General features: G+C 61.8%; 25 protein-coding genes. 8 read left to right on the top strand and 17 right to left on the bottom strand.

Translation table 11 applies throughout. From position 1 onward, the window contains the following. Positions 1 to 823 precede the first annotated feature (823 nt). Positions 824 to 1921, top strand: coding sequence for a GmrSD restriction endonuclease domain-containing protein (locus NKJ08_RS06545; RefSeq protein ID WP_352781550.1), 1098 nt, complete (start codon positions 824 to 826; stop codon positions 1919 to 1921). Beyond that, positions 1922 to 2380 carry a HEPN domain-containing protein gene (locus NKJ08_RS06540; protein ID WP_352781549.1) on the top strand — a complete coding sequence of 153 codons (459 nt, stop codon included), beginning with the start codon at positions 1922 to 1924 and terminating at the stop codon, positions 2378 to 2380. Positions 2381 to 2529: 149 nt separating this feature from the next. On the opposite strand, the gene NKJ08_RS06535 is transcribed toward NKJ08_RS06540, so the two are convergent. The 6 genes from NKJ08_RS06535 to NKJ08_RS06510 all read right to left on the bottom strand — a co-directional run bounded on the left by NKJ08_RS06535 (position 2530) and on the right by NKJ08_RS06510 (position 9012). Further along, complete coding sequence (locus NKJ08_RS06535; protein WP_352781548.1) at positions 2530 to 3864, bottom strand: hypothetical protein; 1335 nt, start codon at positions 3862 to 3864, stop codon at positions 2530 to 2532. Then, the gene (locus NKJ08_RS06530) at positions 3861 to 4268 is read right to left on the bottom strand and encodes a hypothetical protein (RefSeq protein WP_352781547.1); all 408 of its coding nucleotides are present in this window, start codon (positions 4266 to 4268) and stop codon (positions 3861 to 3863) included. Before NKJ08_RS06530 ends, NKJ08_RS06535 begins: the two co-directional genes overlap by 4 nt. 365 nt (positions 4269 to 4633) lie before the next feature. Beyond that, positions 4634 to 5506 (bottom strand): hypothetical protein, encoded by an 873-nt coding sequence (locus tag NKJ08_RS06525; protein WP_352781546.1) that lies wholly within the window; start codon positions 5504 to 5506, stop codon positions 4634 to 4636. 487 nt (positions 5507 to 5993) lie between these two features. Continuing rightward, positions 5994 to 7325 carry a DUF6538 domain-containing protein gene (locus NKJ08_RS06520; protein ID WP_352781545.1) on the bottom strand — a complete coding sequence of 444 codons (1332 nt, stop codon included), beginning with the start codon at positions 7323 to 7325 and terminating at the stop codon, positions 5994 to 5996. 437 nt (positions 7326 to 7762) lie between these two features. Next, on the bottom strand, positions 7763 to 8338 hold the full coding sequence (locus tag NKJ08_RS06515) for a DUF308 domain-containing protein (RefSeq protein WP_352522931.1): 576 nt from the start codon (positions 8336 to 8338) through the stop codon (positions 7763 to 7765). Positions 8339 to 8415: 77 nt separating this feature from the next. Further along, positions 8416 to 9012 carry a TetR/AcrR family transcriptional regulator gene (locus NKJ08_RS06510; RefSeq protein ID WP_352781544.1) on the bottom strand — a complete coding sequence of 199 codons (597 nt, stop codon included), beginning with the start codon at positions 9010 to 9012 and terminating at the stop codon, positions 8416 to 8418. Positions 9013 to 9740: 728 nt separating this feature from the next. On the opposite strand from NKJ08_RS06510, the gene NKJ08_RS06505 reads away from it, so the two are divergent. From NKJ08_RS06505 to NKJ08_RS06490, 4 genes are all read left to right on the top strand, one after another. Next, positions 9741 to 10634, top strand: coding sequence for an alpha/beta fold hydrolase (locus NKJ08_RS06505; protein WP_352781543.1), 894 nt, complete (start codon positions 9741 to 9743; stop codon positions 10632 to 10634). Positions 10635 to 10763: 129 nt separating this feature from the next. Next, positions 10764 to 11087: a hypothetical protein gene (locus NKJ08_RS06500; RefSeq protein WP_352522934.1), complete on the top strand. Its 324-nt coding sequence runs from the start codon at positions 10764 to 10766 to the stop codon at positions 11085 to 11087. Between the two features lie 253 nt (positions 11088 to 11340). Further along, the gene (locus NKJ08_RS06495) at positions 11341 to 12051 is read left to right on the top strand and encodes a DUF1186 domain-containing protein (protein ID WP_352522935.1); all 711 of its coding nucleotides are present in this window, start codon (positions 11341 to 11343) and stop codon (positions 12049 to 12051) included. Positions 12052 to 12184: 133 nt separating this feature from the next. Beyond that, positions 12185 to 12283 carry an SEC-C metal-binding domain-containing protein gene (locus tag NKJ08_RS06490; RefSeq protein ID WP_352522936.1) on the top strand — a complete coding sequence of 33 codons (99 nt, stop codon included), beginning with the start codon at positions 12185 to 12187 and terminating at the stop codon, positions 12281 to 12283. 30 nt (positions 12284 to 12313) lie between these two features. Here NKJ08_RS06490 and recQ read toward each other — a convergent pair whose 3' ends face one another. The 9 genes from recQ to uxaC form a co-directional block, all read right to left on the bottom strand. Then, entirely contained in the window at positions 12314 to 14152 is a 1839-nt protein-coding gene (gene recQ, locus NKJ08_RS06485; RefSeq protein ID WP_352522937.1) for a DNA helicase RecQ, read from the bottom strand. A 370-nt stretch (positions 14153 to 14522) separates the two neighbouring features. Next, entirely contained in the window at positions 14523 to 14861 is a 339-nt protein-coding gene (locus tag NKJ08_RS06480) for a cupin domain-containing protein (RefSeq protein WP_352522938.1), read from the bottom strand. Positions 14862 to 14885: 24 nt separating this feature from the next. Next, positions 14886 to 15653: a 2-dehydro-3-deoxy-D-gluconate 5-dehydrogenase KduD gene (gene kduD, locus NKJ08_RS06475; protein ID WP_352522939.1), complete on the bottom strand. Its 768-nt coding sequence runs from the start codon at positions 15651 to 15653 to the stop codon at positions 14886 to 14888. Further along, positions 15650 to 16507, bottom strand: a complete 858-nt coding sequence (gene kduI, locus NKJ08_RS06470; protein ID WP_352522940.1) for a 5-dehydro-4-deoxy-D-glucuronate isomerase — start codon at positions 16505 to 16507, stop codon at positions 15650 to 15652. Before kduI ends, kduD begins: the two co-directional genes overlap by 4 nt. Before the next feature lie 14 nt (positions 16508 to 16521). Further along, positions 16522 to 17298, bottom strand: coding sequence for a FadR/GntR family transcriptional regulator (locus NKJ08_RS06465; RefSeq protein ID WP_352522941.1), 777 nt, complete (start codon positions 17296 to 17298; stop codon positions 16522 to 16524). A gap of 10 nt (positions 17299 to 17308) precedes the next feature. Further along, complete coding sequence (locus NKJ08_RS06460) at positions 17309 to 18589, bottom strand: TRAP transporter large permease (RefSeq protein ID WP_352522942.1); 1281 nt, start codon at positions 18587 to 18589, stop codon at positions 17309 to 17311. A gap of 4 nt (positions 18590 to 18593) precedes the next feature. Then, a complete protein-coding gene (locus tag NKJ08_RS06455; protein WP_352479635.1) occupies positions 18594 to 19121 on the bottom strand; it encodes a TRAP transporter small permease in 528 nt (175 codons plus the stop codon). 103 nt (positions 19122 to 19224) lie between these two features. After that, a complete protein-coding gene (locus NKJ08_RS06450) occupies positions 19225 to 20202 on the bottom strand; it encodes a TRAP transporter substrate-binding protein (RefSeq protein WP_352522943.1) in 978 nt (325 codons plus the stop codon). Between the two features lie 37 nt (positions 20203 to 20239). Further along, a complete protein-coding gene (uxaC, locus tag NKJ08_RS06445) occupies positions 20240 to 21649 on the bottom strand; it encodes a glucuronate isomerase (protein ID WP_352522944.1) in 1410 nt (469 codons plus the stop codon). Positions 21650 to 21824: 175 nt separating this feature from the next. Between uxaC and NKJ08_RS06440 the strand changes: the two genes are divergently transcribed. Further along, positions 21825 to 23297 carry a mannitol dehydrogenase family protein gene (locus NKJ08_RS06440; RefSeq protein ID WP_352781542.1) on the top strand — a complete coding sequence of 491 codons (1473 nt, stop codon included), beginning with the start codon at positions 21825 to 21827 and terminating at the stop codon, positions 23295 to 23297. Then, on the top strand, positions 23294 to 24472 hold the full coding sequence (gene uxuA, locus NKJ08_RS06435; protein WP_352522946.1) for a mannonate dehydratase: 1179 nt from the start codon (positions 23294 to 23296) through the stop codon (positions 24470 to 24472). Before NKJ08_RS06440 ends, uxuA begins: the two co-directional genes overlap by 4 nt. A gap of 2 nt (positions 24473 to 24474) precedes the next feature. On the opposite strand, the gene lepB is transcribed toward uxuA, so the two are convergent. Together lepB and NKJ08_RS06425 are read right to left on the bottom strand one after the other, a co-directional pair. Then, positions 24475 to 25452 (bottom strand): signal peptidase I, encoded by a 978-nt coding sequence (gene lepB, locus NKJ08_RS06430; RefSeq protein WP_502900635.1) that lies wholly within the window; start codon positions 25450 to 25452, stop codon positions 24475 to 24477. A 98-nt stretch (positions 25453 to 25550) separates the two neighbouring features. Then, on the bottom strand, positions 25551 to 25958 hold the full coding sequence (locus NKJ08_RS06425; protein WP_352522947.1) for a F0F1 ATP synthase subunit epsilon: 408 nt from the start codon (positions 25956 to 25958) through the stop codon (positions 25551 to 25553).

The following is a 25958-nucleotide window of genomic DNA, read 5'->3' as shown; positions in this document are numbered from 1 at the left end:
TACAAATGTCAACGATGGTTGTGACTGTAAAGACGCGAAGATGGTGGATGCCCCGCCCCCGAAGGGCCGCACTGTTCGATCCGCCTGGGTGGCAGGGGGGGAAGTCCGTCCGCCGTCACGTAAATTGGAGCGCTCGCGTGATCGACCCTTGCGGCTAGATTGGGAAGCGCCATCTGACGGGAACCTCGAGTAGCGAAGAAGTCCTCGGTGGCCTGCGGCGGGCATGGAGCGAGGGAGCGGCTGGAGTCTTCGTTTGGATCGTAACTGGGTGGAGGGACTGATCGAGGAGTAACTTCCCTCCCTCCTCTACCAGCTGGAGCTACCTTGAGACTTTCCGGTACTCAAGGCAGTCACTTTCAGCACTATAGCCTGGCGATGCAGGCCACATGCCACGGCATCATGTCAGGCTGAAGGTAGACCCCTCTGGCAGCTAGGCCGATGAACGCGAGGATCGCTGGCCTCTTACCTGGACGTGCCTCGACGCTGTTAGCGCACCAAGGGCCACCAGGGGCCACCCCTACCCCATAGGGGGGGAGTTAGTGCACCTGCGGAGGCGTCGGCCAGTCGTGGCGGTCTATGTGGTGCCGCTGCGATGCGGACCCTTGATCACGCGCGTGCTGCGGAGGGCAGGTTGGCGCTAGGTCAGCGGCGGGCTGGCACAAGGCCAGCAGCTGGAGGGGCGGGGGGAAGCTCGCCAACGCCCCCCCACGAGAGGATGTCTCAAATTTGTGACCCAAAATTCAATGGGGATGCCTCTTCGTTTTCCTATCATGGGTAACGCCAATCAGCTAGAAACTCACTTGTGAATTGAGAGGCATCAACAGTGACCGACACGCCACACGACGAAATCGAAGACGAATATCAGCTTTCCTTAGCTGAGGATGTGGAAGACGAGAGTTTACTGGAGGAGCCGTCAAACGATGTTTTCTCAATCACGAGCTACGGCGCAGACTACCCGGTCGATACGCTTATTTCGCGGCTGAAGTCAGAAGCGTTCTTCGTTCCCACATTTCAACGTCAATTCGTCTGGTCCCAGCGACACGCCTCCCGTTTCATAGAGTCATTGTTGATGGGTCTGCCTGTGCCAGGGATATTTCTCTACAAAGAATCACAGACCAACAGGCATTTAGTTGTCGATGGACAACAGAGGCTCCGAACACTTCAATTTTTCTATGCAGAACTTTTCGGAGAAAAGAAATTCCGATTGGTCGGTGTCCGGCCCGAGTGGAGCGGAAAGACATACAGTGAGCTTGCGACGTCTGACAAACTCAAATTAGACGATGCCGTAGTTCACGCCACAATCTTCCAGCAAGATGAACCTAAAGAGACCAACCGGAGTCTCTATTTTGTATTTGAGCGGATTAATTCGGGAGGCATTAGGCTTTCACCGCAAGAGATTCGCAATTGCATCAACGACGGCCCGCTTTTGTCTCTAGTGCGATCATGCAATGCCTATCAGGACTGGCGCTCACTGTTTGGAAAGATGAACAATCGCTTGAAGGACCAAGAGATGATCATGCGCTTTATGGCAATGAGAGAGCGAGGCGCAGACTACAAGCGGCCAATGCGCGATTTCCTTAATGCCTTCGCCGCCGATTACGCCAATTGCGATCCGATCAAACTAGCTAACCTTGGGGACAGCTTCAGACGTTCAATAACTTTATGTTGGCAGGCTAAAGGAACTTCCGCTTTCCGGCCGAGCCGGGTACTAAATGCGGCCGTTTTCGAAGCGGTGATGCTGGGCGTCGCGGCGAGGCTGGACGGCGCAAAGGCGTCGCCAAAGCACGAAGCGATAGCAGTAGCCTATGACGGCCTCTTGGCAAACTCGGTTTTCCTGCGAGCTTGTGAAAGAGCAACGGCTGATGATGAGACGGTCAAGACACGTCGGACAATGGCGGTAGCCGCATTCGCGGGGGTCTGAGTGGGCCTTCCTATCGACGCCCGCTTTTCAGCGCTCGAGAAGTTTGTGAACCGCGCTTGTGACAAAAAGCTAGACGAGCAGGAGGCGTCATATCTCTGCAAGTTGGGTAGTGTGCTTGTCTGCGGAAATCTCGAGCGATGCGTCGAAATTGCCGTTGTCGAGCGGCTTGAACGTAGGTCACCCCCTCAGATTTCGGCGTTCCTACGCAACTATTTCAAAGCCGGCCGGAACTACGACTGTGAGCAAATCGCCCAACTGTTGCATCGGTTTGATTCTGGGTGGGGAAAGCTGTTCGAGGGGCTATTGACCGAAAGCGTTCGATCCAGCATTTCCTCGTGCTATGCGGTGAGGAATTCAGTTGCTCACGGTGGAGCCCAGTCGCTTGGGCAAAAGAGCCTGCGCCAGTATTTCGAAGCGAGTTTTCAAGTTGTCGTCTGCTTGGAGTCGGCAATTCACTGAAGCTGCGAATTTGGGACCGACGACAACTATTAGAACGGCAACTCACGGCTTCTACAAGGGGCATCTTCGCGTTCTCTGGGTCCCACCTAGCCATGCTGGCTTAGGTCCAGCTCTTGCCCTTTCGCTGTTTGTGTGTCCGACTGTTGAGTTCATCCCTTGATAACGACAGGCAGCCGAGCGCCAGCAATTTCCTCCGATGCATGGATCATCGCAATCACCGCCTGATTGGCCTTCGAGCGCGGCACCATGATTCCGTCATGCATCGGCAACGCCGGCACGCGCCGTTCCATGAGGGTGCGCAATGCTTCCACCAGGATGCGGCTCTCGGTGAACATGAGTCTGAGGCCAAGCCCAGTGCCGAACATGGAGGCGATGGCCGGGTGACGTTGCGCCAGGGCTCCGCTGAGCCGCTTGGCGTTCCACTCTTTGCCTGCGGCTTCTCGGACCTCGCTAGGCAGCCGGCGCATGGCCCCACGGCGACACAGCAGCGCGGAGAGACCCATCTTGGCCGCTGCTCGCGGCAGGCCCTCAATGCCGCTGTATGGGTCACCCTGAGACAGTGCTGCGCCAGCCTCAAGGTAAGCCAGTTGCGGGAACATGGCGGTGAAGTCGAGGTCCGCCACCTCTTCGCCATTGACCGCAAGGAGATGCCGCTGGGTTTTCGGAAGATTCATCCAGAAGCCGCCGTAGAGTCGCCCGTGTTGGTCGAACGTGTGGGGCGCATCGGGGTGCTCGATCTGGAAGCGGCGGGTCAAGAGGACGGGGACCGGAGGAGGCCTGCCATCAAGCTTGATGTCGGCCTCGCGGAGGAATGCATTAATGGCAGTCATGTCCGCCCGCATGGCGATTGTTTCGGGGGTGTCGGCGTAGTCCAGGAGGAGCTTGCTGCGCCCCCTCCCGGTGAAAGCCTTGAGGATGATGGTCTCGGCTCCCGCCGCCCGCCCAATCGGCCTCGTGCCAAGCTTCAGGCCTGCCATCAGGTCGCGAAAGCGCGGTGTCGGCTCGATGGTGGACCGCTGATTGCCACGCCTCCCGCGCTGCCGAATGATGAGACCCAATGCCTCCATGCTGCCGATGAGCTTCGTGACCACCTCGCGTGAAAACCTGGGGCGGTCGTAGCGAGTCGTTGGGCCATTCCTCGCGGAGATGGCTAGGCGAGTGCCGGCTGGGTGATAGAGCAGCAGGAGGGCGAGGCTGGCAATCAGATTCCCGGTGATTGCCCTGCGGCGCTCCGTTGCGTCCCGCCGCTGGCGCGGTGGCGTGGGGGAGTTATGCTCGATGTCCTCGAATACGGTGGCGGCGAGGGTCTGGAGGGCGGGACATGCCGGGGTCAGCCACGGGTCGTGGTGGATGTCGCGGCTGGTTGGCTGATCGTCATCGTCCCTGTCGGCACTGTGGTCCGCAGGCCGGCAGCTTGGGCGGGAACCTTGCGGGACCGAACTGTCGTCCCCCATGTTGTCCAACCTGTCGTCAAATAGCATCATGTGCGCCTCCCGGTTCCTGCCAGTTCCAAGACCTCATCCACCGCATCGCTGTCCGCCACGATGCCCGCGATGTCCTCAATGAGGTTCCCAAGGATGCGCATGAAGTTGCCCTCGGCGCGGGGGTACTTGGACTGGGTGCCATAGATCGTGGACCTGATGTGGGTCCCAGATGCCAGGCGGTGCGCCATCTTGGCGATCTGAACCCGTTGAAACTCCATATTCGCCCTGGGGCCTATCGCCTTCTGTGTCGCCTTGATGGTGAGCGTGATGAGAAGGAGCCGCCCGCCGGTCTTCCCCGCCTCCCTGAGCCTCGCCAAGACGATGCGAGCCTTCTCCTCGGGCACCTTCCATCGGGATGCTTTGGCCGTTGCGGTCAGGCCTGAGCCTTGGAGCAGCGCGTCCAAAGAGGCGACCACCCGGATGACCTGAGCATCGCCCCACGGGAAGCAAGCCAGCGGGCCGATGCCAGGCGGTAAGGTTCAAGCTCCCGCATCAGGTATGAGCGCCGCCATGTGCTCCCATGCCTCCGGGCGTGCTCGATATGGGCTTTGCAGTGGAGGTCCGAAAGGCCGTTGCGGGCAGACCTCTGGGTGAGCCGTGCGCAATCGACGACTATGCAGCGCCGTGGAGTGCGGCCTGATGGTTCTGTAGCGCGGCGCTCAATGTCGTCTTTGGTGGCGTGGTACGTCATGACAGGCTTCCTCGTGGTGGCCAATGAGAGGAGGAGAGGGATGTGGTCTAATCCCCCTCCCCAGCAGCAATGAAGCGGCTAGGCGCCCACGAGATCGTTGAAGGTGGCTAGGGGCTCACCCGTCATCATGCGACGATCGTACTCAAGCCCGTCCAGCCACGGCCTCAAAGGCTTTTGGTCTTGCCAGTCACGCAGGAAGTTGGGCACCTCGTGAGCCGGTAGCATGTCGAGGGCGAAGGCGATGGTGAAGGCTGCGTGCTTGAGGCGTTCCAGCGTTTCGTCCGTAGTTATCGCGCCAAGCGACCATGCCGGCGTCTCGCGGGATATCAGAGGCAACAAGGCTATCGGATCATCCCCGCCGGCCTCTCTGTCCACGATGGTGAAGAGGCGCTCGATGTTGGCAAGGTATGCCGGGATGTCGAAGCCCTTGGGCAGTGTGCCTCCGGCTTCCCGCTCCCGTGCCAGCCGCTCAACGTGCCGCATGGTCGTCTTGCGGGCGTCTTTATCGGGTTTGCCTCCGGGGATCGTGTGGAGGTTCTCTCCGCGCAGGTCTGACTTGATGCGGCCCTGCTTGATGACCTCATGCTCTTCCGCGCCGTAGAGGATGCGGCTGAAAGTCATCATGTCGCTGGCCGCGTCCCGGAAGCTCATGCGGGCATAGATGGTCGGGACGGGTTTGGTGTGGTTGGAATTCGTGACGCCTCGGTGGCCATACCGGCTGATTTCAAAGAGGACGGCGGCCTCCGATAGGGTCAGGCCGATGGTCATGATGAACTTCCCACCCATGGCGATGCTGACGACAGGGGCGGCGTCCAGTTCTTCAGGGCGGGTGATGGAGTGAAGGCGGACCCAGGGGGGAGCCGTCTCCAGGGCAGCTACCGGATCAGCGGCGAGCCACTCGGGCGTGATGAAGGGGTGGGTCTCGAAGGCAGCATTTCTCGTCTGCATCATGTGCAGTGTTCCTTTGCGGGAGTTGGGGGTGGGGTGCTGTCCCGTCCGGTTGGTGGAGGGCGAGGAGGTGGACGGCGCGGTGGATGTGGTTTCGCACTAGCTGGTGCTCATCAGTAGGGCCTTGAGCCCTATACCGTAGTCTTATTCACCTGTTCAAAGAACATACCCTCGCGATAGAAGGTATCCGATACAGACATGGCCTATGGCTTAAGCTACAGAAATATACCGTGGGAATTCCATGGTAAAACCTAGAGCATTGGCGAAAGATGAGCTGTCTAGCGGTGATATGGGATTGGTTGAAATGTCCGGTCAAGTGGCCGAAACTAGGTATTTTCTGTACTAGATTGCGGATCGAGCGCGTCGAGCAATTCCGCCACTGCCCGCTTCAGGCACGGCCTGGGGTTGGCTGATTGCCAAGCGCATCCAGTGGCGCACTACAGTGGCCCTAGGCGACGGAAGATTTTTGGCGAGGGACGGTTTGGCGGGGTCAACTCGCCCCGGACGGAAGCTTTACAGCCTCCACCAAGGCCCGCTTGGCCTTCTCGGGGTCCTGCCCCGCGTAGCCGTGCTGGCTGAGGTCCAGGCTCTTGGCCCGGTCGCTGTCGGTGTGGCCGATGACCCAGGTGAGCGTCCATTCGTCAAACCCGGTGTCGCCTGAGAGTCGAGCATTCCGCGCCTTCCGGATGAACCAGCGACGAAACGAGTGGAAGTCCACGTTGCTCTTGGCCTTCTCGTTGGGCCGCTCGTCCACCTTCATGTCACGGCGAAAGCGTGTGAACCGCTTGGCGGCTGGATCGGAGCGGGTCTCGCGGGATGGTGGGAGCGGTGGAAGCTCGTCAAACAGATATTCTCCAGGTGCCTTTCCCTCGGTGCGGCGCTGGACAATACCGGCAAGGGCGGAGTGGATCGGCACTGTGCGGCGGGCGTTGTCGGTCTTCCCCGCCCAGATGTTGAACATGTCGCCCGCACAGTCGGAGACGTAAAGCTGGCAAGCCTCCTCGATCCTCATCCCGCTAAGGGCGGCCACCCGCATAAGGTCATTGAGCATCGGGCCGCCGTCGCCTGCCAGGAGGGTCTTGACCTCGGCGTCCGTAAAGGGCCGCTTCCCCGTGTCCTGCTCCGCTCCGCGCAACCTCTTGGGGCCGGCTGGTAGCGTCTGGCCGGCCCACGGGTTCTCCAGGTTCGCGAGGTGGCCCTTGTCCTGGAGCCACGCCCAGTACTGCCGTATGAAGCCTAGGTAAGCGGTGGCCTTCTGAGCGCTCCTGCCAACTGTCAAGCTTTCCCCGATGAACTTGCCAGCGTGGGTGCGAGTGACGGCCTCAAGTGCCACCGGCAGACTGCTGTCCCGAAGCCAATCGCCAAGCCACCCGAGCGCTCGCATGAAGTCCCCTTCTGATTTCATCCGGTAGCCCCGGTGCTTGGCAAAGGCGGCGGCCTGGTCGGCTAGCGGCGTCACCCTGCCACTCGCCAAATCATAGAAGGCCTTCGCGCGGTCCTCCCCATGGGTGCCCTCAATCTGGACGGCGCGGTCGAGGATGTGGTCCTGCGTCCCCTGCTCGTCCTTGTGAAGGCGGTTGCGAAGGGCTTCGGCGTCAAGTGGATCGGTCGAGGCCAGCGCCTTCTCGGCTGCCGCGATGACGCTCTTCAGCCGGGCGACGATTGGCCACTTGCGGGCGTTGGCATCTTTGAGGTCTGAGGTGTGAAGGGGATGGGTGAGCTTGCCACGTCCTATCAGGTCGCGGACGGCGCGAGGGACCTTCAGGCGGACACGCCATTGCTGGCCGTGCCATTCAAGGTATTGCTGCTGCTGGCCTGCCATTTGAACCCCGGTGCCCCACATTGGTGCCCCACGGGTGGGCCTAGGAGGCCGGGAAGTCAAGGGCCGCAAGGGGTCCAGAGTCCCGGAGGAGAGTGTCCCTCCCTCTCCGCCACTTCAACGGGGTCCATTCCGGACACGCCCAGGGTATCAAATTTTGCGCCGGAGCTAGAGAGCGCCACAAGGTTCGGAGCACGTTGCTCTTGGACCCCATGATGCGGACCTCCTTGTTCCTCGACCTCGACCCGCTGGGTGAGTAGCCGGAGGCAGGCAGGCTGCCGAGTGTATCCACCCAGCCGAGTGGTGAAATTCCAGACATATCGGTCTCCTTTCCAGTCTAAGGACGGGGTGGGTCGTTCCGTTCTGTCGACAGATCGGCGAGCCGACACCAGCGGCTGACAGTATCTCTGATCGGGTCGGTGATGGCTTAAGATGGCGGGCTATACAGCCTTCCGCCGCAATTGGCTCACGCTCAGCCACACCGCCGAAACCAGGAAGTAGAGGGCGCCTACTGCGGCATAGCCGGCCACGTTGGTGATGGATGGCGGCATCGGCATCCGCGCCTGCACGATGAAAAACGTACCTGCCAGTGCTGATTGCCCTCCGCTCAGGATCATCGTCCACTGCGCACCATAGCTCTTCCAACGGCGGACTGCGGTGCCGAGTTGAAGCAGGCCGGACAGGATCGCCCATACGCCGAACACCCCGAGCACCCAATTCATGCTCATCTTCAGCGCGAGAACGACCGCGAGCGTTGTCGCCACACTGACCACGACGTTAATGGTCTGCGTGCGATTCTGTCCCAATCCTCCGCTGCGCGATGCGTCGACAAAATTGGCGAGGGCATCCCATGCAGGATAAGCCACGAGTAAAACCGCCGCGATCCCTCCGGAATTCTGTCCCACCGTAAAGGCAGCCGCCACCCAGACAGCCGAGAACGCTGTCCGAGCGAAGTAATAGAGCTTGAGCCATTGTTCCTGGCTGGCGCGAGAAAGATCGCCACTGTGAACCGCCATTGGATCGTCCTTTCGACTAGTAGGTAGAGGCTCTCGACGAACGTCGCAGAGCGATCACGGCTATGGTTATTTGAGATCTAGGGCCGTATCTGGGGAGAAGCGCGGAGTCGCTCCAGGAGGGGGCCTGTCACGACGCCGAATATCTTCGGATCGCCATAGGCCCGTGCCGAAAGCATCGCACCGTGAACCGTTGCCATGAACGCTTCAGCCTCGGCACGAGGGGTACTCATCAGTTGAAGTTGGCCGTGCCGCGCGCCACGCTCCAGCACGGATGTCAGCCACGCTGACAGGGAGCGGAAATGCGCCCGGACCTCAAGGCCAACTTCCTCGGGCAGAACGGGGAGCTCGCTTGCCAACAGCGCGCAGACACAAAACGGAGCGCTGGCATCCGCGATGCAGGCTTCCCAATACCCAGCGTAGAACCGAAGCTGTTCGAGCGGATCGGATACCTGAAGTTCGAGATTCGCCATCCCCGCTTCAGCTTCTTCCCGATACCGCGCAACCAGCGTTCGGACCAGATCGACCTTGCTTGGGAAATGGTGATGGATGCTCGCCTTACGAATCCCGACCACATCAGAGATGTCGGCATAACTGAAACCGTTGTAGCCGCCAGCGACAATCAGAGAACGCGCACAAGCCAGGATGTCGTCAGAGGTGGTAGATAAGTTGCTCATGCCCTACCCTACCTTCTGGTAGGATGGCCGTCAAGCCCTCCTTGCAACGCGAGCGACAAACAGAGAGCAGTAGCGTGGAATTAGGTAGCCATAGCGTAGACGTAGGTCCCATCTTCGTCGTTCACGGCCCGCCATCATTCAAAAACTCCGGGTGTTTGTCGATCGATTTCGAGGAGGCGGCGACGCCCTCCGGCCGATCGGACCACCGCCAATCGCCGCGCGGCTCTGGGCTTTTATATCGACTGCGCTATCTCCCCATCGTTAGCCTTGTTGTCTCGCTGATTGAAGATTGGGAGGTTTCCATGGATCGGCGACTATTTTTGACAGGAATGTTTGGCATTGCCGGGGCCGCCGCCCTTGCGAGCGCAGTTCGGCCTATGAACGCAGTGGCCGGCGTTCCAGCTGCCAGAAGCGGCATTCTCGATGAACTCGAGGCGCCGGATATAGAGACCTTCGACGACGACGATACTCAAGCAGAGTTGCAACCGGTCTATCATCGCCGGTGGCACCGGCCACGCCGGCGCCGCCGGCGCGCTTGGAGAAGGGTCTGTCGCGTTTACTGGCGAAATGGCTATCGGCGCAGGCGGTGCTTCCGCAGGCGCGTTTGGGTCTGGTTTCGGTTCTAGCAATTAGCCGGCTTAAACCCTGGCCATCGCGGCCGGGGTTTTCGCCTCAGGCGACCGTTAGTACCCTTAAAGCTTGTCTAAGGGACGCCGAGGAGGCTGACGGTGTTTGCAGGTTTCAGTGCCAGCAGCTTGCGGCTGGACGATACGACCATTTTCGCAAGGGTAGGTGGCACGGGTCCGCCGCTGCTGTTTCTTCACGGTTTTCCAGAAACGCATCTGATGTGGCGGGATATCGCCGTAGCCTTGGCGCCCCGCTTCACGGTGGTCGCCGCCGACCTTCGAGGCTACGGGCAAAGCGGGTGCCCGGTTTCCTCCTCCGACCACAGCCCATACGCCAAGCGCGCCATGGCCGTCGACATGGTTCAAGCCATGAAGCAACTAGGGTTTGAGCGGTTCATGGTGGCTGGGCATGATCGTGGCGGGCGGGTCGCCTATCGTCTGGCGCTCGATCACCCCAATGCGGTGTCTAGAATCGCCGTCCTCGACGTCATCCCAACCGCCGCCGCATGGGATAGGGCCGATGCCAGACTGACGCTCGGCTTCTGGCCCTGGAGCCTTCTTGCCCAGCCGGAGCCCCTGCCGGAGCGTCTGATTGGCGCGGCTCCCGATGCCGTCGTCGACAATGCGATTGGGCAGTGGGGATCGTCGGCAAAAATATTCTCCCAAGAGGTCAGGGACGCCTATGTTGATGCGCTTCGCGATCCCGCTCATATTCACGCGATCTGCGAAGAATATCGGGCCGCTGCCACGATCGATCGTGAACATGACGCGCTAGACCAGGCAAACGGTCGTCGCATCGAGTGTCCGCTATTGGCGCTATGGAGTGGCGAAGGCGGCCTGGAGAACTGGTATACGCAAGAAGGCGGGCCGCTGGCTATCTGGAGAAAATGGGCCGACAGAGTTGAAGGACGCGCTGTCCAAGGCGGGCACTTTTTCCCGGAAGAGTACCCGGGCAAGACCGCAGCGCTTCTCTCGGAATTCTTCGAAGACAAATAGGACGGTCCGGACAGAGTATTGTAGAGATTCACATGCTTCAGTTACGCAGAACTTCGGGAGCGCTTCGCGGCCCGAGATCGAGAACCCTCCGAAATTCGCCCGTCCGGCGTCAACGTGTTTGATAAGAGAATGAAGGCGATCTCCACGGCCACGCCTCTGATATGCAGCCTCATGTTTGTCGGAAGTTGCGCATCGCCTTTGCCTGCATCCTTCGATGCCGCGAAATACGCGACGATGAGTTGCGTCGAACTCAACGTCGCGATGGGCGCGGTCGCCGACGAAATGTCGGCAACAGCCATCGCTCGCGGCAAAGTCGTCCACACCGATATTCCGGACTGGCTATGGGGAGGGCGGCGTATCGCCTCTGCTGTCACTGCCCGCCAGAGTGCGAAGATCGAGCGCTTGCGGCAGCAGGAGGCTGCGATTGCAGTGGCGAGACGAAGCAGGTGCTAATCGCGCCGCCGGCGTGAGAACCTGCAAGGCAGAAAGATGATCAACATCGCAGGATGTGGCATTGGAATCGACGGTTGAGAAGACGCACCTCAACGGCGTCGTAGAGCCGCTTGAGACGACGGTTCGCCGCTGCCCGTTCCACTGGCGGCGATGACCTTCTGCACAGGAATTTGCTACTCATGCAGCGGATGAACTGTTGAAAGGCAGCCGGTCTGGCGTAGATTTGGCAAGCGCGAACGACATCGAGAATGCCATGAAGAACGAAGATCTGGAATCTATCCTTGGCCATGGCAACCCCGGCTTCGATCTGGGTCCGATAGAAGACCAACTGCATGCCGTGGCCACCAAGCGGCAATTGCCGGATGTGGCAATCATTCACTGCATCGCAAGGATTGAAGAATCCGCTCCCGCGTTGCGGGCGATCCTCACGAGAGCGGCCGATGGAGAGGCTCTGTCGGAGGATGAGGAGATGCTGCTCTTCAGAGGCTTGTATGTTCTGGGCGGCGCCCGTGACAGCCAGGCATGTCAACCCTTGCTGCGCCTGCTGCGCCGCCCGGAGAAGGAAACCAACCGCCTGCTCGGCGACGCCATCACCGAAACCATGGCACGCATCGTCGCGGGCGTGTTCGACGGCGATGTTGACGCCCTGTTCAGCGTCATCGCCGACCGCTCCGTCGACGAATTTACCCGCGAAGCGCTGCTGGGCGCGGCGACCTTTCTAACCTGGGAAGGCCGAATCGAGCGAGATCGGATGCAGCAGTTTCTCGAGCGGTTCTTCAAGGAGAGGCTGGCTGACGACGACGATCACGCCTGGATTGGCTGGCTGGAGGCCATCGCCCTGCTCGCGGTGCGCGATCTTGTCCCGCTCGTCTACAGCGCCTGGGACGAAGACCGTGTGCCGTACGGAGTGCTAGAACGCAGCCATTTCGAAAGGGATCTGCTGGAACGCCGAGCAACGCCCTGATGACATCGATCGGTTCAAGCACGCCAATCTCGGCTATATCGACGATGTGCTCGCGGCGCTGGATTGGACGACTCACGGCATTGGGCTTGACGAGGACGATTGGGAGCCTTGGCCAACCAGAGATTGGTCCAACATGACGCCGGCCACAAACCCCTTGCGCGATGTCGGACGCAACGATCCCTGCCCCTGTGGAAGCGGCAAGAAATTCAAGAAATGTTGCCTCGCAAACTGACAGTTGCCGCAGGACGTTGGTGAGGGTTTTTCAAGCCGATCCATCGGATTGATGCGCGGCGATCGCGCCGAGAAATATCTCGCCGAAATCTTTGAGCTTCGCGGCGCCGACACCATTCACTTCGGCGAAGGCGTCCAGATCACTCGGGCAGCGTTCGGCCATATCGATCAGCGTACGATCGGAGAAGATCACGAAGGCTGGCACCTGGCGCTCGCGGGCGAGACGCAGCCGTACCGCCTTGAGTGCGGCCAGCAGCGCCGAATCCAGAGCTTCCGTGCCTGCTGCGGCGCCCTGTACGGGACGTATCTTGCCTCGCGATGACTGGCGCGCGTCCACACGATACCGGAACGAAGCCTCTCCGCGGGCCAGCTCACGGCCCTTTTCGGCGATGGCGAGGCCGCCATGGCCGCCTGAGTCCAATGTCAGAAACCCTCCCGCGACGAGCTGGCGGACCAGCGACAGCAATAGATTCTTCTTGTGCGCCACACCGGTGCCGAAGCTGGTAAGCCTGTGGTGGTTCCTGGCCAGGACCTTCTCGGTTTCATGGCCGAGCAAAACATCGACGACATGGGCAGCACCAAAGCGCTCGCCGGTCTGTGCGATGGCCGCGAGGATGATCCGTGCCTCCGCCTCACCATCCGCATGCGGCGCCAGGTCAAGGCAGTTGTCGCAATTGCCGCAAGGCGACGCACTTTCGCCGAAATAGCCAAGCAGGATCTGGCGGCGACACTGCGCCGTCTCGCAATAGCCGATCAGCGTGTCGAGCCGGCCGTGCGCGCGCCTTTTGTGCTCCGCCGGTGCGTCCTCGTCTTCGATGAAAAGCCGCCGCATGCGGATATCGCCGAGACCGAAGAGCATATGTGCCTCGGCCGCCCGCCCGTCGCGGCCCGCTCGCCCGATTTCCTGGTAATAGGCTTCGAGGCTGCCCGGCAGATCCGTATGGAAGACATAGGCGACATCCGGCTTGTCGATCCCCATGCCGAAGGCGATGGTCGCCACCATCACGACGCCGGACAAGGTCATGAAAGCGTTTTGATTCGCTTCACGCGCGTCCTTGCTCATGCCGGCATGATAGGCCAGGGCACGCACGCCGTTCCGCTCGAGGAACGCCGCCATCTCTTCGGTCTTTTTGCGCGACAGGCAGTAGACGATCCCGCTGCGGCCGGCATGGCGCTGCACGAAGCTCAGCAATTGGCGCTTGCTGTCCTGTTTGGGCTCGATGCCTAGCTTGATGTTTGGCCGGTCGAAGCCCAGCACCACGGTGTCGACGCGCCCGTCGAACAGTTGCGCGGCAATGTCGGTGCGCGTCGTCTCGTCCGCCGTCGCCGTCAGCGCAATGATCGGCACATCAGGGAAGATGCCGCGCAGCCGCGACAATTCTTCATATTCGCGCCGAAACGCCGGTCCCCATTGGGAGATGCAATGCGCCTCGTCGATGGCGATCAGCCGGATATCGAGCCTGGCGAGCGCGTCGAGCATTCGCGCCGTCATGAGCCGCTCCGGTGCAAGGTAGAGCAGGCGTGTCTGGCCTGCCGCGACGCGGCGCCATGCAGCGATATTGGCATCGCGGTCGAGTGAGGAATTGATCGTATCGGCCGCCACGCCGGCAAGGCGCAATGCGGCGACCTGGTCCTGCATCAACGCCACCAAGGGCGAAACGACAATGGTGAGCCCGCCCAGCACCAGCGCCGGCACCTGGTAGCAGAGCGATTTGCCGGCGCCGGTCGGCATGACGGCCAGCACATGGCGCCCGGCCAGCAGCGCCTCCATCACGACCGCCTGGCCGGGACGAAAATCATCGAAGCCGAACACATCCTTCAGGACGCGCCGCTTGGGAACCTCTGCCGGGATGCTCGCTGTTATCTGCACTGCAGCACTTTCGGGAACATGACCTGCCGAAATTCACCGGCGAATCGCCAGGTGATTGCCTGGACAGCAGATTCGAACATTCTAGACCCCTCTAGTCCTGTCCTCGGCACCGCCTGAAGAGAACTTCTCTCTCATTGGCCGATATGAGACCGTCGTTCCAGCCCCTATTCGCCTTGGCTGTGAATATCGCGCCGTCTCGGGGCGGTTAATCCTATCTTCACCATCATTCGGCAGGTTCAGGTTCTGCGGTGATGTTTTGAGTACCGCGGCGCCACAAGCGCCCAGGCAACACGCCCGCGTCTCTCCGGAGGCGCGGGTTTTTCGTTCCGAGAGAAGCGCAAACCGGCAGCCTGATCTTCGGGCCCGCAGCTCAGTCGAGGAAATCGGCGCGGTGCGGCGTGAAGCTGTCGACCAGCCGTCCCGCCTCCAGCGCCTTGACACCATGGATCAGATTGGAAGGAACGATGAAGCTGCTTCCGGTTTCCAGGATCTCGGTCCTCCCGTCGATGGTGACCTCGAAGCGACCTTCGGCGACGTAGCTCGCCTGGACGTGCGGGTGCGAGTGCAATGCACCGACGCCGCCCTTGTCGAAGGCAAACTCGACCATCATCAGTTCATCAGTGTGCAAGAGCACGCGCCTGCGATTGCCATCGGGCGTCGGCGTCCACGCACCCTCGCCGGCATGCGAGAAGATTTTGGTTCCGGTCATCGCCAAACTCTCATCTTTTGTTGCTCATCGCGCCAGCCAGCCGCCGTCCACCGGCATCACCGCGCCATGCATATAGTTCGACGCCGGCGCCAGCAGGAACACGGCTGCGTCGCCGATGTCTTCCGGCGCGCCCCAGCGCCCGGCCGGGATACGCGCCAGGATCGAGGCGCTGCGGTCGGGATCGGCGCGCAGCGCCTCGGTGTTGTTGGTCTCGATATAGCCCGGCGCAATGCCGTTGACGTTGATGCCTTTTGCCGCCCATTCGCAGGCGAGCAGCCGGGTGATGCCGAGCACGCCGTGTTTGGAGGCGGTGTAGGAGGCGACGCGGATGCCGCCCTGAAAACTCAGCACCGAAGCGATGTTGACGATCTTGCCACGCCGCCCCGAAGCGGCAAGCACGCGCCTGGCAAAACTCTGGCTGAGGAAGAACACCGTCTTGAGATTGACGCCCATGACGTCGTCCCAGTCGGCTTCGGTCAGTTCGACCGCATCGGCACGTCGGATGATGCCGGCATTGTTGACCAGGCCGTCGAGCGGCCCCGTATCGTCCCAGACGCGGTCAAGCATCGCCTGGACAGCTGCATCATCGCCAAGGTCGCAGCGGACCGCTTCGAAGCGTCCGCCGGCCGCCGCTATCTTCTCTGCCGTCTCGTCCATCGCCGACCGGCCGACGCCGACGACCATGCCGCCGGCGCGCACGATCGACACGGCGATGCCCTGGCCGATTCCGGTATTGGCGCCGGTGACGAGGATGCGCTTGCCGGCAAGGCTGAAGGCCGAGAGATCGCTCACTTGAGCTCTTCCATCGTTACCAGATCGACATCGGTATAGTCGACATTGTCGCCGGCCATCGCCCAGATGAACACATAGTTGGAAGTGCCGGCACCCGAATGAATCGACCATCCCGGCGACAGCACCGCCTCCTCGTTGCGCATGACGAGATGGCGCGTTTCGTCTGGTTCACCCATGAAATGAAACACCCGCGCCGTCTCCGGCAGGTCGAAGTAGAGATAGGCCTCCATGCGCCGGTCATGCACATGGCAAGGCATGGTGTTCCAGACGGAACCGGGGGCAAGCTGGGTCATGCCGACGACCAATTGGCAGGTCTTTACGCCGTCGGCATGGATGAACTGGAAGATCGAGCGCTCGTTGCAGGTCGCCTGGCTGCCGAGATCGAGTCGCTTGGCATCGCCGATGCGGATCAGCTGACTGGGGTAGCTCTGATGCGCCGGCGCGCTGAGCAGGTAGAACTTAGCCGGCTCAGCCGGATTGCTCGCAGCGAACGATACCTCATCGGTGCCCATGCCGAGATAGAGCATGTCGCGCGGCTGCAGCTCGTAGGATTGACCGCCAGCTTTGACGATGCCGGCACCGCCGATATTGACGATGATCATTTCTCGGCGGTCGAGAAAATCCTTCGTCCCGGTCGGCTTGATCGCCTGCAGCAAAAGCGGTGCGTCGGCGGGCATGGCGCCGCCGACGATCATGCGGTCGTAATGGGTGTAGGTCAGGCTAATGCGGCCGGGCTGGAACAGGCCCGAGATGAGAAAATTGTGACGGAGCTCGTCCGTGCCCATCGCCGCGGCAGAAACAGGGTCGATGGCGAAGCGGGAGGTGAAATCCGTGTGATCGTCAGTTTGAATCATTGCTGCCTCATTGGTCATTCGGTTGCCGCGGCCTTGACCGAGTCGGCATAAAAAACCTGGCGCGCGTGCAGGCGCTCGCGATAGCGCTGCTGGCTGGCACCGAGATGCGCGCGCATCGCCTCCCGGGCCGCCTCGGCGTCGCCTGCCGAGATGGCATTGAGGATCATCAGGTGCTCGCGCTGCAGGCCGCGCTGGTAGGCGTCGGACTGGGCGAGCTCGGTCGACCAGGGCGAAGTCACGTCGCAAGGAATGGCGCGCCGGCCGAGCACGTCGAGCATCTCGACATAGAAAGGATTGTTTGTGGCGCTGGCGATTGCGCGGTGGAAGGCAAGGTCGGCCGGTCCCGTCGGCTCGCTGTTGAGGAGCAGCCGCTCGAACTCGAAGAAGGCTTCCTGGATTGCCGCTTCCTGTGCAGCGTTGCGGCGGATGGCAGCGAGCCCGGCGGATTCGATCTCGATCGCCAACCTGACTTCCAGAACGTTGAGGGCGATCGAATCCTTGCTGCCCATCTCCGCTGCCAGAGCACCGAACATCGTCGAGATATGCTCGGTAACGAAGACGCCGGCGCCTTGGCGCGGCTCGACCAGGCCGTCTGCGGCAAGTTTGGCCAGCGCCTCGCGTATCACGGTGCGGCTGACCCCGAAGGTTTCAGTCAACTGACCCTCGGTCGGCAGCTTTTGTCCCGGCTGGATCTCGCCCGCCTGCAGCTGCTTGCGGATCGCCGCAACGACGGTTTCCGAAAGCTTCGGTCTTCGTTCGACGCGGAGGCCGACTGCGGTGTCCCAGGCCATGTCGCACCCCCTATTTGAAGACGCTCGGCAGCCATAGCGAAATGGCCGGAATGTATGTGACGAGCGCCAGCACCACGAGGCCTGCGCCATAGAACGGCCAGATCGAGCGCATCGATTCCCAGACGGATATCTTGCCTACTGCGCACGCCACGAACTGCACTGCGCCCACCGGCGGCGTGTTCAGCCCGATGCCGAAATTGAGGATCATGATGACGCCGAAATGCACCGGATCGACGCCGTAGGCCTGCGCCACGGGCAGGAAGATCGGCGTGCAAATGATGATCGTCGGCCCCATGTCCATGAAGGTGCCGAGGAACAGCATCAAGAGGTTGAGCAGGAGAAGCACGACCAGCGGATCGTCCGAGATCGCGTTCATGGAGGCGATGAGCGCTGCCGGCACTTTCAGGAAGGCCATCAACCACGAGAACGCCGCCGCCATGCCGATGATGAGCAGCACCATGGCCGTGGTGCGCACGGCGCCATGGGTGGCATGAACAAACCCTTCCCAGGTCATCTGCCGGTAAACGAAGACAGTCACGAGCAACGCATAGATGACGGCGATACAGGAACTCTCGGTGGCCGTGAAGACGCCCGATCGTACGCCGCCGAAGATGATCGCGATCAGCAGCAGGCCGGGCACCGCGACAGCAAAGAGATGCGCGACGGCGGTGAAGCCCGGAAACGGCTCGGTCGGATAGCCGCGGGAGCGCGCCACGAAATAGGCGGTGACCATCAGTGACAGGGCCAGTAGCAGGCCCGGAATGATGCCGGCCGTGAACAAATCGGCGATGGAGATCTTTCCGCCTGCCGAGATCGAGTAGATTATCATGTTGTGCGACGGCGGCAGGAGCAGCGCGATCAGCGCCGCCATCGACGTGACATTGACGGCGTAGTCCGCTCCATATCCACGCGCCTTCATCTGCGGAATCATTAAGCCGCCTACCGCCGCTGCCTCCGCCACCGCGGAGCCCGAAATGCCGCCGAACAATGTAGCGGTGGCGATGTTGACCTGCCCGAGGCCGCCGCGCAAATGGCCGACGAGCGAGCCGGCGAAGGCAACGATCTTGCTGGCGATGCCGCCGCGCACCATCAAGTCGCCGGCGTAGATGAAAAACGGAATGGCCAGCAGCGAAAAAACGCTCATGCCGGAATTCAGTCGCTGGAATACGATGAGCGGCGGCAGGCCCATATAGAGGACGGTGGCAAAGCTTGCGACGCCGAGGCAGAAAGCGATCGGCGTGCCGATAAGCATCAGCAGGGTGAAGACGCCGAAGAGAATCCAGAGTTCCATGGCGTCAGACCTTCACGTTCGCGGTGTCGAGTTCGGCTGCGACTTCGGCCGGCGGCAGTTCATCGAGGGCATCGTCGATCGGCGCACCGGAGAGGCGAAGCACGATGCGCTCCAGCGTGAAGAGCACGATGAGCGCGCCTCCCGCGACAAGCGGGACGTAATCCCAGCCCCCCGATATGCCGAGTGACGGCAAGGTAGAGCCCCAGGTCAATGCGACCAGCTGGCTGCCATACCAGATCATGCCGATGCCGAAGGCGAGCGCGACGAGGTCCGAAATCATCCTCAGCCAGCGCTTGCCGCCTTTCGGCAGCACGTAGAGCAGGACGTCGAAGCCGAGGTGATAGTTCTCGCGCACGCCGACGGCAGCGCCGAGGAAAATGAACCAGCTCATCAGCATCACCGAGCCCGGCTCGGTCCAGCTCGGCGAGCGGTTCAGAACATAGCGGCCGAACACCTGCCAGGCGACGAAGGCGGTCATCAGCACCAGCCCGATGCCGGCGATCGACAGCGCCGCCGTGCTGACGCGCGACATCACGCGCGCGACGCCGGACAGGGGCGGTCTTGGTTTTGGGCTGGAAGTCACCGGTTTTCTCCCGAAGAGGATGGCGGCGCGGAATTCCCGCGCCGCCGCTTGATCACTGCACGGCCTTGATGGCTGCGACCATGGCCTTCAGCTTGTCGTCCTTGACGTGCTTCTCGTAGACCGGCCCCATCGCGTCGATGAAGGGCTGCTTGTCCGGCGTCGTGATCTGCGACCCGGCCGCCTCGACCTTGGCACGCGATTCCTTGACCTTGGCGGTCCACAGCTCGCGCTGCTTGGCGACGCTTTCCTTGGCGGCCGCCTTGAAGATCGCCTGGTCTTCCGGCGTCAGCTTGTCCCAGCTCGACTTCGCCATGACGAAGGCTTCCGGCACCATCGTGTGCTCGTCGAGCGAATAGTACTTGGCGACTTCCGCATGCTTGGCGGTGTCGTAGCTCGGAAAATTGTTCTCCGCGCCGTCGATGACCCCGGTCTCGATCGCCGAATACACTTCGCCATACGGCATCGGTGTCGCGTTGGCGCCGAGTGCCGCCACCATGTCGACGAAGATGTCGGACTGGATGACGCGGAACTTCATGCCGGCCATATCGGCTACAGAGTTGATCGGCTTCTTCGAATTGTAGAAGGAGCGCGAGCCGCCGTCGTAAAAGGCGAGCAACACCAGCCCGACCTGGTCGAACGCCGCGGCGATCTGGTCGCCGATCGCTCCGTCCATGACCTTGTGCATATGGTCTTCCGAACGGAAGATGTAGGGCAGCGAGGGTATGGTGGTTTCGGGGATGAGCCCGTTGAACGGCGCCATCGAGACGCGGTTGAGGTCGATCACGCCGGTGCGCACCTGCTCGATCGTGTCCTTTTCCTCGCCGAGTTGCGCGGAAGGATAGAGCTCGACCACATAGCGGCCGGCCGTGCGCTCTTTCACGAGCTCGCCGAAATATTTGACCGCCTCGACCGTTGGATAGCCGTCCGGGTGCGTGTCGGACGAGCGCAAAACCGTCTGGGCGCTTGCCGATCCGGCCATCAGTGCGGCGGCAAGTAGCGTAGCTCCCGCTAGTCTAGAAAAATGCAGCATTGGTTTCCTCCCGTTTGAACGATGGCGGCAAGCGCCGTTAGAGCCGGTACGCTTTTTTCGCGAGCGTATAGGCAAGTTCCTGCGCCAGCTCGTGCGCCTCGTCCTCGCCGAGCCGATGCTCGGCGACGAGACGCGCCAGAAAAGCGCAATCGACCCGGCGCGCCACATCATGGCGGGCCGGTATGGATGGAAAAGCGCGGGTGTCGTCGTTGAAACCGACGGTGTTGTAGAAACCGGCCGTTTCGGTGGTCATCTCACGGAACCGGCGCATGCCTTCGGGGCTGTCGTGGAACCACCAGGCCGGCCCGAGCTTCAATGCCGGGTAGACGCCGGCGAGCGGCGCCAGCTCGCGCGCACAGCTGGTCTCGTCGAGCGTGAAGAGGATGATGGTGAGGTCGCGCTCCAGCCCGACGCAGTCGAGCAGCGGCTTCAGCGCCGTCACATAGTCGGTTCGGGTCGGAATATCGAAGCCTTTGTCCCTGCCGAACTTCTGAAAGATAGCCGGCGAATGATTGCGCCAGGAGCCGGGATGGATCTGCAGGACCAGCCCGTCGTCGCGGCTCATCTTGGCCATCTCGGTCAGCATCTGGGCGCGAAACAGCTTTCGCTCGCGCTCGTCGTCCGAGCCCCGCCGAATGTGGTTGAACAGCTCCTCGGCGGCGGCATCCGAGAGATTGGCGGTGTCGGCCGTTGGATGGCCGTGATCGGACGAAGTCGCGCCAAAACTCTTAAAGAGGGCCCGCCGTTGGCGATGCGCATCGAGATAGCCGGTCCAATTGCCGGTGTCGCAGCCGGTGATATCGCCAAGGCGGTCGAGATTGGCCGAAAAGCCTTCGAAATCGGGATCGACGACCGCATCCGGCCGGTAGGCTGTGACGACGCGGCCCTGCCAGCCGCTGTCGCGGATGGTCCGGTGCCATTGGAGATCATCGAGCGCGCCCTCCGTCGTCGCGATGACCTCGATGTTGAAGCGCTCGAACAGAGCCCGGGGACGGTAGTCTTCACGCTGCAGCAGCGTCGCGATGGTGTCGTAGTGGCGGTCGGCTGTCTTGGCATTCAGCGGCTCGTCGATGCCGAACAGATGGGCGAGCACATGGTCGAACCACAGCCGGGTCGGCGTGCCGCGGAACAGATAATAATGCTCGGCGAAGCGCCGCCAGATCGCCCTGCCGTCGGTCTCGACCGGCAAGCCGTCAAGCGTCGGCACGCCAATCTCCTCAAGCCGAACGCCCTGGCTGAACAGCATGCGGAAAATGTAGTGGTCCGGCACGATCAGCAATTGCGCTGGGTCGGGAAACGCCTCGTTCAGCGCGTACCAGCGCGGATCGGTGTGGCCGTGCGGGCTGACGATCGGCAGGTCCTTGACCGCGGCATAGAGATCGCGAGCCAGCGAAAGCGGGCGCGCCTCGGCGGCAAATAGCAAATCCGGATCCGTCAATGCCGCCACGTAAATCCTCCCAATCCGGACATCGGTAGGGTCGGGAAGAAATAATGTCAACATACAAAAATTGGGTTGTTGTATGATGACTTTTCGACGCCCATTGCCCATTGTGCGGGACGGCAACGGGTGTTACCTCGCCTGCCAACAGTGACCAAACAATCTCGATAAGACACGCCGCGCAATGACCAATAGACGCCTTTCCAACAGCACGCTGAAGGCACTGCCGGCTTCGGTCGCGGTTCCCCGCTACGACCGCGGCGGCATCGCGCCGGGCATCGTCCATCTCGGCGTCGGCGCATTCCATCGCGCTCATCAGGCTGCCTATGTCGACGACTGCCTGGCGGCAGGAGAGGCGGATTGGGGTATTGTCGGCGTCTCCTTGCGCAGTCCAGACACGCGCGACGCGCTGGCGCCACAAGATGGGCTCTACACGCTTGCGATCAGGGGCAGCGGCAGTGAAGAGCTGCGCGTCGTCGGCTCGATCCGGTCGCTGCTGGTGGCGCCGGAAGATCCGGCTGCGGTACTCGCCGTTCTAACCGATCCGCGCACGCGCATCGTCACGCTGACGATCACCGAAAAGGCCTATTTGAGAGCCGCCGGCGGCGGTCTGGTCAGCACACATCCCGACATCGTCCACGATCTGGCTAACCCGCAAATGCCCCGGACGGCGCATGGTTTCCTGGCCGAAGCGCTCTCGCGCCGCCGTGCCGCCGGCATCCAGCCTTTCACCGTGCTCTGCTGCGACAACCTTCCGGCCAACGGCGCCACGCTGCACCGCCTGCTGGTCGAATTCGCCGCACTGCGCGATCCCGGCCTCGCCGGCCACATCGCCGACGGCGTCGCCTTTCCGTCGAGCATGGTTGATCGCATCGTGCCGGCAACCACCGACGTCGACCGGGCGCGTATCGCCGTCGAGCTCGGCGTCGAGGATGCCTGGCCGGTGATGACCGAGCCGTTCTGCCAATGGGTGGTCGAGGACGATTTCCCGGCGGGCAGGCCGGCATGGGAAAAGTTCGGCGTCACCATGGTAGGCGATGTCGGGCCGTTCGAAGACATGAAGCTGCGGCTGCTCAACGGCTCGCATTCGGCAATCGCCTATCTCGGCTTGCTCAGCGGCTATGAAACGGTCGACCGCGCCTTCGCCGATCCGGCGATCAGGCAATTCGTCGACGGACTGTGGGCCGAGGCCATCCCGACGCTGCCGCAGGACGCCGGGCTCGATACGGCCGGCTACACCGCCCAGCTCGCGGAACGCTACTCGAACACGGCGCTGGCCCATCGGACGGCACAGATCGCCAATGACGGCAGCCAGAAGCTGCCGCAGCGCATCGTCGCCTCGGCCGTCGAGCGGCTGAGCGCTGGTGACCCGCCCGCGCATCTGATGCTGGTGGTGGCCGCCTGGATCGCCGCTTGCGAGGCGCGCGGCAAAACCCTGCCGGAAGCCCATTTCACCGACCCGCTCGATACTCGACTCACTGCGCTCGGCAGCCGGGTGGAAACTGTGGCGGCGGTGTTCGATCTGGCTGGCTTCGCCAAGGACCATTCACAGCGCATGACACTGATCGACCTGACGGCAGCCCATCTCGAACGCCTGCGGCGGGGCGGGCCTGCCGCTGCTTTCGCGGCACTTGGCATAGGGAGTGAGAAGCCATGAGACAGACCTGGCGCTGGTTCGGCCCCGACGATCCGGTGACGCTTGCCCATGTTCGTCAGGCCGGTGCCGTCGGCATCGTCAGCGCGCTGCACCACCTCAACGACGGGCGCGCCTGGCCGGCGGGCGAGATCGCCAGGCGTAAGGCCGAGATCGAGGCAGCAGGCCTGACCTGGGACGTGGTCGAGAGCATCGTCGTCCATGAGGACATCAAGACCCGCAGCGGCGACTGGCGCGCCCTGATCGACAATTATAAGGCCTCGATCCGCGCCGTCGCCGCCGCCGGCATCAACACCGTCTGCTATAATTTCATGGCGATCACCGACTGGACGCGCACCGACCTCGATTATCCGATGCCGCATGGCGGCACGGCGCTGCGCTTCGATGTCGTCGAACTCTGCGCCTATGACGTCTTCATCCTCGAGCGAAAAGGGGCCGAGGCCGATCACCCGCCGGCCCGTATCGAAGCCGCGCGTGCTCGGCTGCAAGGCATGAGCGAAAGCGACAAGGCAAGGCTGGAGCGCAACCTGATCGGCTGGGTGCCGGCGCGCGAATTCATCTTCGATCGGGCAAGTTTCCGCCGCGCGCTCGACCTCTACAAGGACGTCTCCACCGAAGGACTGCGTGAAAACCTGTTTGCCTTCCTGCGCGAGATCGTGCCGGTGGCCGAAGAGGCCGGCGTCAGGATGGCGATCCATCCGGACGATCCGCCCTTTTCGCTGTTCGGCCTGCCGCGCATCGTTTCCAAGGCAGCCGATGCCCGCGCGCTGCTTGACGCCGTCGCTTCACCGGCTAACGGACTGACGCTGTGCACCGGCTCCTATGGCGCGGGCGCCCAGAACGATCTGCCGGCAATGGCCAAGGCTTTCGCCGAAAACATCCATTTCGCCCATCTGCGTAACGTCACCAAGGAGCCCGACGGCTCCTTCCATGAAGCCGAGCACCTCGACGGCGACACCGACATGGTGGCGGTCGTGTCGGCGCTGATTGGCGAAGAACGGCGACGCAAGGCGGCAGGCAGGGCGGACTGGCAGATCCCGATGCGTCCCGACCATGGCCATGCCATCGTCGACGACATCGGCAAGAAGGTGAACCCCGGCTATTCCTGCATCGGCCGGCTGAAGGGCCTCGCCGAACTGCGCGGCGTCATGCGCGCGGTGGAGGCGCTGACCGTGTAAGGCTATTTGCTCGCCTGGCCGTTCGGCGTCTGTCGAGACGAATAATCGGTACTTTTGGAATTCCAGAATAGCCGCACAGCCTTGCCGACCAGATTTTCATAGGGAACAAACCCGACACTGAACCGGCTGTCGGAGGCATTGTCGCGATTGTCACCAAGCACGAAGTAGTGGCCTTCGGGCACCTCAAACACGCGCGTATTGTCGCCGATCGAGTTGTCGGTGAGGTTGAGAACGGAATGGGTGACACCCCCCGGCAAGGTTTCGCTTTGGAGTTTGGCTCTCGAGAATTCGTCGGACGAAAAAGTACCGATATTGTCGAGTCCCACCGCGACATCGTTGATGTGAAGCACCCCGTCGATGATCTGGATCTTTTCGTCCGGAAGGCCGACGATCCGCTGGATGTAGTCCACGCTCGGATCGGGCGGGAACTTGAATACAGCCACATCTCCCCTTTTGGGTTCCGCGCCGAATAAACGTCCATCAACGGGAAGCAGGTTGAACGGCACGCTGTAGCGGCTGTAGCCGTATGCCATTTTGGAGACGAAGAGATAGTCGCCTTCCTGCAACGTCGGCACCATGCTGCTGGAGGGAATCGAAAAAGGCTGGAACAGGAACGCGCGTATTGCGAATGCAGCCGGATACGAGGTCAGAAAGACGAGCACCAGCACCGAAAGCCCATGCGCGTACCATCTGTCCGGCTTGAACCGGTGCGCGAAGGGAACAACGATCGCTGCCCACAGGGCCATCAAACCGATCCCTGAAAAATTGGCCCACCAAGCAGGATCGACGCCAGGCAATACCGGAAAGCCGATGTAAATAAGCGCGAAAACGACGGCGCTGATCACCACCACGCTGGCGACCGCCAGTTTGCCACTGCCGATCCACAGAAAGCCGCCGAACGGACCGCCAAAGGCTGACACCAGGGCCGTCGACCACAGGGATCGCGAGGCTGTTTCTCGTCGCGCTGTTTCTTCCGTCACGGCCACCCCTCAATGCCAATGCGCAGGCAGCCGGACTGTCCATCAAATAAAAAAGCGAGGCAAGCCTCGCTTTCTCAAAAGCCGAACTGATCTTCGCTTCAAGCCGGCAGGATGGCACCTTCCAGCGTCGTGAGCTGGTTAAGGAACTGCTCGGCCTTGCTGCGGGTCTGATCGTCCCTGGCGTCGGCGGCGTCTTCCCTCGCCTCCTGGATGCGGCGGGCAAGATCGGCGCGGTCGATATCGCCGACCGCTACAGCCGATTCTGCGAGCAGCGTACAGCCGGCCGGAACGATGTCGGCAAAGCCGCCGAACACCACATAGCGCTCTTCCTTGCCGGAAGCGGTCTTCAGCGTGACGACGCCGGGCTTGATCGTGGTCATGACCGGTGCGTGATGCGCCATCACGGTCATCTCGCCTTCGACACCCGGAATGACGACGGACTCGACCTGCTCGGAAACCAGCAGGCGCTCCGGCGAGACCAGTTCAAATTTGAAAGCTTCAGGCAT

The sequence above is a fragment of the Mesorhizobium sp. M0244 genome, assembly GCF_040321795.1.
GTDB lineage: Bacteria > Pseudomonadota > Alphaproteobacteria > Rhizobiales > Rhizobiaceae > Mesorhizobium.
This window is presented reverse-complemented; position numbering and strand designations above follow the sequence as displayed.

Coding starts and splice junctions, on each gene's coding strand:
- NKJ08_RS06535 (WP_352781548.1), bottom strand. CDS start 3,864: ATGATGCTATTTGACGACAGGTTGGACAACATGGGGGACGACAGTTCG.
- NKJ08_RS06525 (WP_352781546.1), bottom strand. CDS start 5,506: ATGATGCAGACGAGAAATGCTGCCTTCGAGACCCACCCCTTCATCACG.
- NKJ08_RS06520 (WP_352781545.1), bottom strand. CDS start 7,325: ATGGCAGGCCAGCAGCAGCAATACCTTGAATGGCACGGCCAGCAATGG.
- NKJ08_RS06515 (WP_352522931.1), bottom strand. CDS start 8,338: ATGGCGGTTCACAGTGGCGATCTTTCTCGCGCCAGCCAGGAACAATGG.
- NKJ08_RS06510 (WP_352781544.1), bottom strand. CDS start 9,012: ATGAGCAACTTATCTACCACCTCTGACGACATCCTGGCTTGTGCGCGT.
- NKJ08_RS06500 (WP_352522934.1), top strand. CDS start 10,764: ATGAAGGCGATCTCCACGGCCACGCCTCTGATATGCAGCCTCATGTTT.
- NKJ08_RS06495 (WP_352522935.1), top strand. CDS start 11,341: ATGAAGAACGAAGATCTGGAATCTATCCTTGGCCATGGCAACCCCGGC.
- NKJ08_RS06490 (WP_352522936.1), top strand. CDS start 12,185: ATGACGCCGGCCACAAACCCCTTGCGCGATGTCGGACGCAACGATCCC.
- NKJ08_RS06480 (WP_352522938.1), bottom strand. CDS start 14,861: ATGACCGGAACCAAAATCTTCTCGCATGCCGGCGAGGGTGCGTGGACG.
- kduI (WP_352522940.1), bottom strand. CDS start 16,507: ATGATTCAAACTGACGATCACACGGATTTCACCTCCCGCTTCGCCATC.
- NKJ08_RS06465 (WP_352522941.1), bottom strand. CDS start 17,298: ATGGCCTGGGACACCGCAGTCGGCCTCCGCGTCGAACGAAGACCGAAG.
- NKJ08_RS06460 (WP_352522942.1), bottom strand. CDS start 18,589: ATGGAACTCTGGATTCTCTTCGGCGTCTTCACCCTGCTGATGCTTATC.
- NKJ08_RS06455 (WP_352479635.1), bottom strand. CDS start 19,121: ATGTCGCGCGTCAGCACGGCGGCGCTGTCGATCGCCGGCATCGGGCTG.
- NKJ08_RS06450 (WP_352522943.1), bottom strand. CDS start 20,202: ATGCTGCATTTTTCTAGACTAGCGGGAGCTACGCTACTTGCCGCCGCA.
- NKJ08_RS06440 (WP_352781542.1), top strand. CDS start 21,825: ATGACCAATAGACGCCTTTCCAACAGCACGCTGAAGGCACTGCCGGCT.
- uxuA (WP_352522946.1), top strand. CDS start 23,294: ATGAGACAGACCTGGCGCTGGTTCGGCCCCGACGATCCGGTGACGCTT.
- NKJ08_RS06425 (WP_352522947.1), bottom strand. CDS start 25,958: ATGCCTGAAGCTTTCAAATTTGAACTGGTCTCGCCGGAGCGCCTGCTG.